This is a genomic window from Methylobacterium sp. WL19 (genome assembly GCF_008040005.1).
Classification (GTDB): domain Bacteria; phylum Pseudomonadota; class Alphaproteobacteria; order Rhizobiales; family Beijerinckiaceae; genus Methylobacterium; species Methylobacterium bullatum.
Genome location: NZ_VRVC01000184.1, coordinates 1 through 6908, shown reverse-complemented (window position 1 = coordinate 6908; position 6908 = coordinate 1). Strand labels below are relative to the sequence as shown.

Annotated in this window: 5 protein-coding genes; 1 reads left to right on the top strand and 4 read right to left on the bottom strand. The window is 67.1% G+C overall.

Annotated elements, in window-relative coordinates; all coding sequences use genetic code 11:
- From FV220_RS23290 to FV220_RS23280, 3 genes are all read right to left on the bottom strand, one after another.
- On the bottom strand, positions 1 to 454 hold a 454-nt coding region (locus FV220_RS23290; RefSeq protein WP_147833396.1), incomplete at its 3' end, for a hypothetical protein.
- Positions 451 to 843: a hypothetical protein gene (locus tag FV220_RS23285; RefSeq protein WP_147833395.1), complete on the bottom strand. Its 393-nt coding sequence runs from the start codon at positions 841 to 843 to the stop codon at positions 451 to 453. The genes FV220_RS23285 and FV220_RS23290, both read right to left, overlap by 4 nt.
- A 619-nt stretch (positions 844 to 1462) precedes the next feature.
- Positions 1463 to 4600: a phage tail tip lysozyme gene (locus tag FV220_RS23280; RefSeq protein WP_147833394.1), complete on the bottom strand. Its 3138-nt coding sequence runs from the start codon at positions 4598 to 4600 to the stop codon at positions 1463 to 1465.
- A 111-nt stretch (positions 4601 to 4711) separates the two neighbouring features.
- Between FV220_RS23280 and FV220_RS23275 the strand changes: the two genes are divergently transcribed.
- Entirely contained in the window at positions 4712 to 6016 is a 1305-nt protein-coding gene (locus FV220_RS23275; protein ID WP_246689525.1) for an IS701 family transposase, read from the top strand.
- Here FV220_RS23275 and FV220_RS23270 read toward each other — a convergent pair.
- Entirely contained in the window at positions 5980 to 6807 is an 828-nt protein-coding gene (locus tag FV220_RS23270) for a tape measure protein (protein WP_147833393.1), read from the bottom strand. The genes FV220_RS23275 and FV220_RS23270 overlap by 37 nt on opposite strands.
- Positions 6808 to 6908 lie beyond the last annotated feature (101 nt).

Below are 6908 nucleotides of genomic sequence, written 5' to 3'. Positions count from 1 at the left end.
GGGTGTGGTCGAGGTCCGACCCAAACACGGCAGCGAGGGCGGGGGGCAGGATGGCGGGAAGGTGCTGACGCGGCGGTAGGAGGAGACGAAGAGCCACCTGCCGGCCGTCCGTCCCCTCCGGGTCGGCGAGGTCTCGCATCTGCCGCTCGGCGGCCCGGAGGACGTCCGAAATCAGCGGCCGTCCGAGGGTGTCCGGGTGCTCCTCGACGATGTCGCGGATTGCTGCCTGGAGAGCGATCCCGGACCAAAGCCGGTCGAGGTCTCGCGCGCGATCAACCTTCCTCGCCATTGCTGTGCCCGGAGCCGGCGAGCCATGCCGGGCAACCAGACCAGCCGCGTAGGCGGCGTGGCCCCTCGACAGGGCGCGCGCGGCCTCCACGAGTGCCAGGGCGGGGAGATGGGCGAAGCGCGCCTCCACGCGTTCGGCCGCCGCGCAATTCGACAGGCCGCTCATCGGAAGTTGTCGCCGGGAACAAGCCCGTCGCGTCCCCACGCATTCCCAGAGCGCACCCGAAGAACCTGCGAGCCAAGCAGCTCACTGCGGATGGCGTGGACGCGCTCGAAATCGAGTCCCGTCGCCTTCGCGATGTCGAACCCATCGAGTTCCAGGGGCTCGCCGGTACGTGCGTGGTGCTCGACGACGAGGCCGAGAACCTTCGCGGCATCGGCCTTGAGCCGGCGCGTCTCCGCGAACTTGGCGACGCGCTCCGCCGTGGTGACAACGACAGGCGCGGCCTTCTTCACCGGGAGCCCGCCGGAAAACAGGTTCGTATGCGGGCCGCGCGTGCCGGGCCGGGCGCCTGCACTTCGCACGGCAAGGCCGATGTCGGCCTTCTGCGCCAAGGATGCGGCCGGCGCGGGGGCGGGGGTCGAGCGCGCCGCCCGCGTAATCTGAACGTAGGACATTGGATCACCTATTGATGCGCCGACGTGCAACTTGTTGCACGGCTCCGGCGGTGGTTTCGGACGTAGTCCGTGCACGCTGCACGGACGATGGAAGCTCTTGTTACGCGGCCCGGCGTCTTGCCCGCTTCAACCCGAACGATATCGTCGAGCTGATCCAGCAAGTCCGTCGGAGCGCGAACCTTGATGATTTGCACCGACAATTGTTCTCTCCCGTCACGGAGGAAGGATTGGTCCATTCCTCGCGGCTAGTACGTTCGTGGACCGCGCCATTCACGCTATGTTCCGCTTACCTTGCGGCCCCTAAGGTGGTCAATGGGGGGGCAGCAGGTATTTTTCTAGACCATACCCTGTGCACGATCCCTCGTTACTTCACGATCCCTCGTCAACACTTTATCCGGACCTGACAGACGTCGAACTCTTATTGGAAAGTGACGGTGCACCCCTCGCCGAAGGGCGCCTTTCGCAGGCGCGCCTTCTCCGAGACACCTGAGCGGGGGGCGCGGTGTTGGCGCCCGCCGGTAGGGGGGAAGGTTGGGGCTGCTACGGCCAGGCCCTGTTACCTTCGCGCCATGCCGGTGGCGGAGAAGAGCCCGCCGCCGCGCATGTTGCTCTGAAGCTCCTCGCGGACCATGGCCCGCATGCTTTCCTTCACCTCGCGGGCCATCGCCTTTTGGTGCGCCTGATCCTGCGCCGCGTTCCCAGAGGAGCCCTGCGTCTGGATGACGATGTCTCCGAAGGTGACGTTGCCGCCGCCACCGCCGCCACCGCCGGAACCTGTGAAACCTGTTGCACGGATGCCGAAGTTGCCGTCGGACATGCGGACGGTCGGGAAGATCGCCTCATCATCCTTCGCGATGATTGCCCGCTCGCGGCTCTTGAGCCCCATGCCGGGCGCACCGCCGCTCTGGACGATGCCGCCCGCGTGGTAGCGCGGCGCGCCGTCCCAGAGGGAGCTTCCCGCCGGGGTCGAGCGCGTCACACCGGCACCCGTGCCGACGATACCACCCGTGTGCATGACCCAACTGGAGAGCGAGCCCGCACCGAGGTCGAGCCCGTCGCCCGCGAAGCCTCCTCCGACGTTGAAGAGCTTCCCGATACCGAGGTTCGCCCACGCGCCATCGCTGGAGCCGAGGGACTGGACCATCTTTTGGAAGGCGTTCTGGAGCGCGCTGCCGCTGGACGACACGTCCAGAGCGACGTCGTTGAACGCCTTGCCGAGCTGGGAGCCGCCCTGATTGAGCGAGCCGGTCACGCCCTCCACGCCGTTGAGGATTTGCGGGTTCGCCCGGTCGAGCGAGTTGCCCATCTGGGAGAACGACGTATCGAGCCCGGCCGTCTTCGTGCTGATCTCGTCGAACTGCGAGTTGAGCTTGTTGACGGTCTCGTCCGACAGGGTTGCGCCCTGTAGGTCGAAGCCGCCGGCCTGCTGCGCCGTCGTCTCCCCGAGCCCGGTCGTGGCGAAGCCTCGCGCGTTCTTCAGGCGAGCGCCGTAATCGTTGACTAGGGACAGGTCTCCGGCCGCCACCGCCTTCACGTAGCCCTCCGGCCGCTCGAACCGGATGCCGGCCTTCACGCCGTCCTCCAGGGTCGTGGCGCTCCGGAGCATCTTGAGTGACGCACCCTCGGAGGACGTCAGCTCCTTGCGGATGAACTCGATTTGCTGATCCGCCGTCGGATTGGGGCCGTACTCTCCGAGGAGCGCACGCTTGCGCGGGCCGAGAGCCTGGATCAGGCCATAAGCGCCACCGTTCGAGTTGACGACGTTCGGCTTGAAGCCACTCTCCGCCTGGACGTTGCCGAGGAAGCCGGCCACGCCCGCGTCCGTCGCCCCCAGGCCCTTGAGCATGGAGGAGAGCTTGGACGGGATGTCGCCGAAGCTGCCCGTGGCGCTGGTCGCTGCCGAGGACAGGTTCGCCACGGCGGTTGCCGCACCGTTGGCCAAGCTGGACAGAGAGGCCGAAACCGCCCCGCCGGCCCCGCCGCCCACGACGTTCGATAGGGTCGAGCCGATGCCGGATGCAGCGACGCTCGCCGCCGACGGCGCCGTGGTGGCGGCGGGCTTCATGCCGAAGGCCGACATGATCATGGTGCCGATGCTGCCCATGCCGCCGGCTCCGGCCGTGCCGCCCTGCCCATCGCCGAACACGCTGGACATGAGCGACCGGAAGAGCTGCCGCGAGGCGAACTTCAGGAGGTCGTTCGCGATACTGTCCAGCATGTTCTTGAAGCCGGAGGAGCCGTTCTTAACGACGTCGACGAAGCCATCCTCAATCGTGTTGAAGATGGAGCCGAACATGCGGGCGCTTTCGTCGCCGACCTTCCGCGCGTCCTCGATGTAGCGCGTCACGGCGGTGTTGAAGCCGTCGCCGATGGTCTGGCGCGACTGCTTGGCCTTCTCCAGGGCATCGTATTCCTTGCCGTAGGCCGCCACCATGGCGTCCACGTCGGCCACGCCCGCCTTGCGTGCCGCGCGCTCCACCTCAATCATGGCCGCTGCACGCTCGCGCGCCTCGCCGGATAGGCCGAGAAGGCGGGCCTCGTCCTGCATCGCCGTGATGCGATCCTTCAGGTCTCCGTTCTGGAACTTCGTGTCGATGTTGTTAATTTCCTGCGCGCGCATAGCATTGCGAGCGGCAATGATGCGGTTCATCTCGGCTTCGTCTGTGACTTGCTCTTTCGTTGCACGGTTGAGCCGGTCGTATTTGATGTTGATCTCCTCGACGGCCTTGGCACGGTCCTGGAGCATGTCCGCCCGGAGGTCGCGGTCGGCGTCGGCAAGGTCGCGCTGTGCCTGCGTGACGCCGTTGATCGCTGCCTTGGCGCGGGCAAGCGTGGTTTCCGCGTCCAGCACCTTCGCATTGAAGGACCCCTGAGAGAGGGTGCCGGCATCGAGCGCCACCTTCAGGTCGCGAAGCACGGCCGTGTAGGTGTTCTGCGCAGCCGAGACGGCCGCCTGATTGTCGGCGAGCGTCTTCAGCGCGGGCACCTCGGCCGCGATTTTCTTCAGGTTCTCCGTGGCCTGCTGAAGGGCGATGGTGCCGTCCACCTTGGCAGGGCGGTCCAGCGTCGAGTTCACGCCGGCCACGGCCGCCTCCGTGGCAGTCGCGGTCTCCTTCAGCACCTTCATAGTAGCGGCGGCCCGGCCGAAGCCGTCCTGCGCCTTGGCGCCGGCCTCCGCCGCCTCCATCAGCTCCGTCGCGGCCCCGCGTAGGGCCGGGTTCGCCTCCGCCTTGATCGCGGCTGCATCCTGGAGGCCCTTGAAGTCGGCCTTGCCCGCCTGGACGCTCTTGCGGAAGGCTTCGATCTCCGTCCGGAACGGCAGGAACCGAGAGGAGAGCTTCGCGCCGTTCGTGGCCTCGAAGAAGCCGGGTGCGATGGCCGAGTTGAGGGCCTTGGCCTGCGCCTGGATTTCGTCGGCGAAGCCTTTGAGAGAGTTGCCCGTCTTCAGCGTCTCGCGGGCGCGCTCGGCAGCGGTGAGGCCCTTTACCGAGTTCGTGGCCGCGTCATAGTTCGCCCGGAGCTTGTCCGTCACGGCGGCGAGGTCGGTGCCGGCGGTAACCGACGCCTTGGTCTGCGTCAGCCAATAGGTGAGCGCGCCGGCCGCTGCCGTGATGGCGAGACCGATAGGACCACCGATGGCGCCCATGGCGACGGACAGGCCGCGCGTGGCAATGCTGGCGGCTGAAGCAGCCACGGTCACCCCGCGCGTCGCGACGCTGTAAACTAGCACTACTTTGGCAGATTAAGGGAACGGGGGAGGTTTTCGTGGATTCGTGTGCCATGGCGATGGTCATGGGTGATCGCGATGTCAGGTGCTGGCGGATGGCGTGACGATCTGGAGCGGTGGCTGCAGCCCTTCCTGGCGGGCCTGTCGCATCCTTCGCGTCGGGCGATGTGCCCTCTCTACGTGGCCGGGCTGATCGGCTTGGGCGACCGCAAGAGCGTCCAGCCGATGGCGGCGCGGGCTGATGGGGTTCCCTACGATCGGTTGCACCACTTCATCGCGGCCGGGATCTGGGATGAGGCGCCGCTGCAGCAGGCGCTTCTGCGCGAGGCCGATCGCCTTGTCGGCGGTTCAGATGCGGTCCTCGTCGTCGATGACACCGCCTTGCCGAAGAAGGGGGATCGCTCCGTCGGGGTCGCGCCGCAATACGCCACGACGCTGGGCAAGACCGCCAACTGTCAGACGCTGGTCTCGCTCACGCTGGCGCGCGGCGAGGTGCCCGTGGCGGTCGGCCTGGCACTGTTCCTGCCCCAGACCTGGACAGGCGATCCGGATCGGATGGCCAGGGCCGGCGTTCCCAAGGACCTGCGCGCGGCCCGCACCAAGCTGGAGATCGCAGTCGCGGAGATTGATCGACTCCGGGAGGGTGGCGTGCGCTTCGGCTGCGTGCTGGCGGATGCAGGTTACGGCTGCTCCGCCCCGTTCCGGCAGGCCCTGAGTGCGCGCGGCCTGAGATGGGCCGTCGGGATCACGGGGCGCAACAAGGTCTACCCGGCCGATGTGGCGATGATCTTCCCCGTTGCGGGGCGTGGGCGAGCGCGCCAGCATCACGTGCCGGATCAGGTCTCGGTCGCGGCCGAGACGATCCTGGCGTACATGACCGGCCGAGTGGTGACCTGGCGACATGGCACCAAGGGACGGCTGCGAGCCCGCTTCTGCGCCCTGCGCGTGCGGATGGCAGACGGTCCGACCCAGCGGATCGGCGCAAAGGGCAACCAGCACCTGCCCGGGGAAGCTGTCTGGCTGGTGCGTGAGGAGCGTGGCTCGGGCGAGCGCAAGTTCTACCTCTCGAACCTGCCGGCCGATGCGACCCTCAAGCAGCTCGCCGCTACGATCAAGGCGCGCTGGATCTGCGAGCAGGCGCATCAGCAGATGAAGGAGGAGCTCGGCCTCGACCACTTCGAGGGCCGCTCGTGGACCGGGCTGCATCGACACGCCCTGATGACGATGATCGCCTACGCGTTCCTCCAGTCCCGGCGCCTTGCAGCGGCAGAGCGGAAAAAAAAGAATCGCCTGCCCACCGCCCCAGCCCTCGATGCCGGCGATCCGGCAAGCCATCCTGGATCACCTCAGCCGGCCACCGCCACGGCGATGTCCGCACTGTGACGCGGCACTCCACCAGCCGCCATAAGATCAGTCTGCCAAAGTAGTGCTAGGAGCTGGGACGCGGCTCCGCTGGCCGCCGCCCCCATTGCGAGGAACATCGGGACGATGCGCAGGGCCGCGATCACGGCGAGACCCGTTGCAACAAGTTGCACGTTCTCCGAGAGGAGTCGGAGAGCCGACAAGGCCGTGGTCACCGCCGAGGCGAAACCGCTCAAGGCGGTCTGCATCGCCGAGATGGCGGCCGGGTTCTGGAGGCCCTTCACGGCCTGGATGATGGCCTCGCCGATCCGGCGGGAGGCTCCGGTCGCAGCGTCCGCCTTGCCCACGAAGTCGATGGCGTAGTTTTTCGCCACCTCGAACGCCTGTCCGATGGTCACGCCCGTCTTGGCGAAGTCCGCCTCCAGGGCAACACGCTGGTTGCGCAGGGCGTTGAAGATGGCTTCGGTGGTGAGCTTGCCCTGTTCGGCATAGGTGCGCAGGGCGCCAATCGGGATGCCGACACCGCCTTCCGCATTCTTCAAGCCGGCGGCGATGGCCGCCGCGAGGCGCGGCGCCTGTTCCAGGACCGAGTTCAATTCCTCGCCCCGGAGCGTGCCGGAGGAGAGGCCCTGCGAGAACTGGAAGAGCGCGGCCTGCGCCGACTGCGAGTTGCCGCCAAAGATCGCAACGGCCTTGCTGACGCTGTCCGTCACCTCTAGCACTTCGCGCTGAGAGACGCCGAGCGTGCGGGTCGCCTGATTGAACTTCGTGTAGATTTCCGTGGTGTGGCCTGCTTCCGGTTCCGTGGACACCCAGTCTGGGTGTCATAATGGAATCGGAGGTGTGGAATGCAGCGTCGCAAGTTCAGTCGTGAGTTCAAGGTCGAAGCGGTTCGGCTGATCAAGGAGCGGGG

What these genes read in the sequence shown, in the direction of transcription:
- FV220_RS23275 (WP_246689525.1), top strand. Translation starts at nt 4,712, where the DNA reads ATGTCAGGTGCTGGCGGATGGCGTGACGATCTGGAGCGGTGGCTGCAG.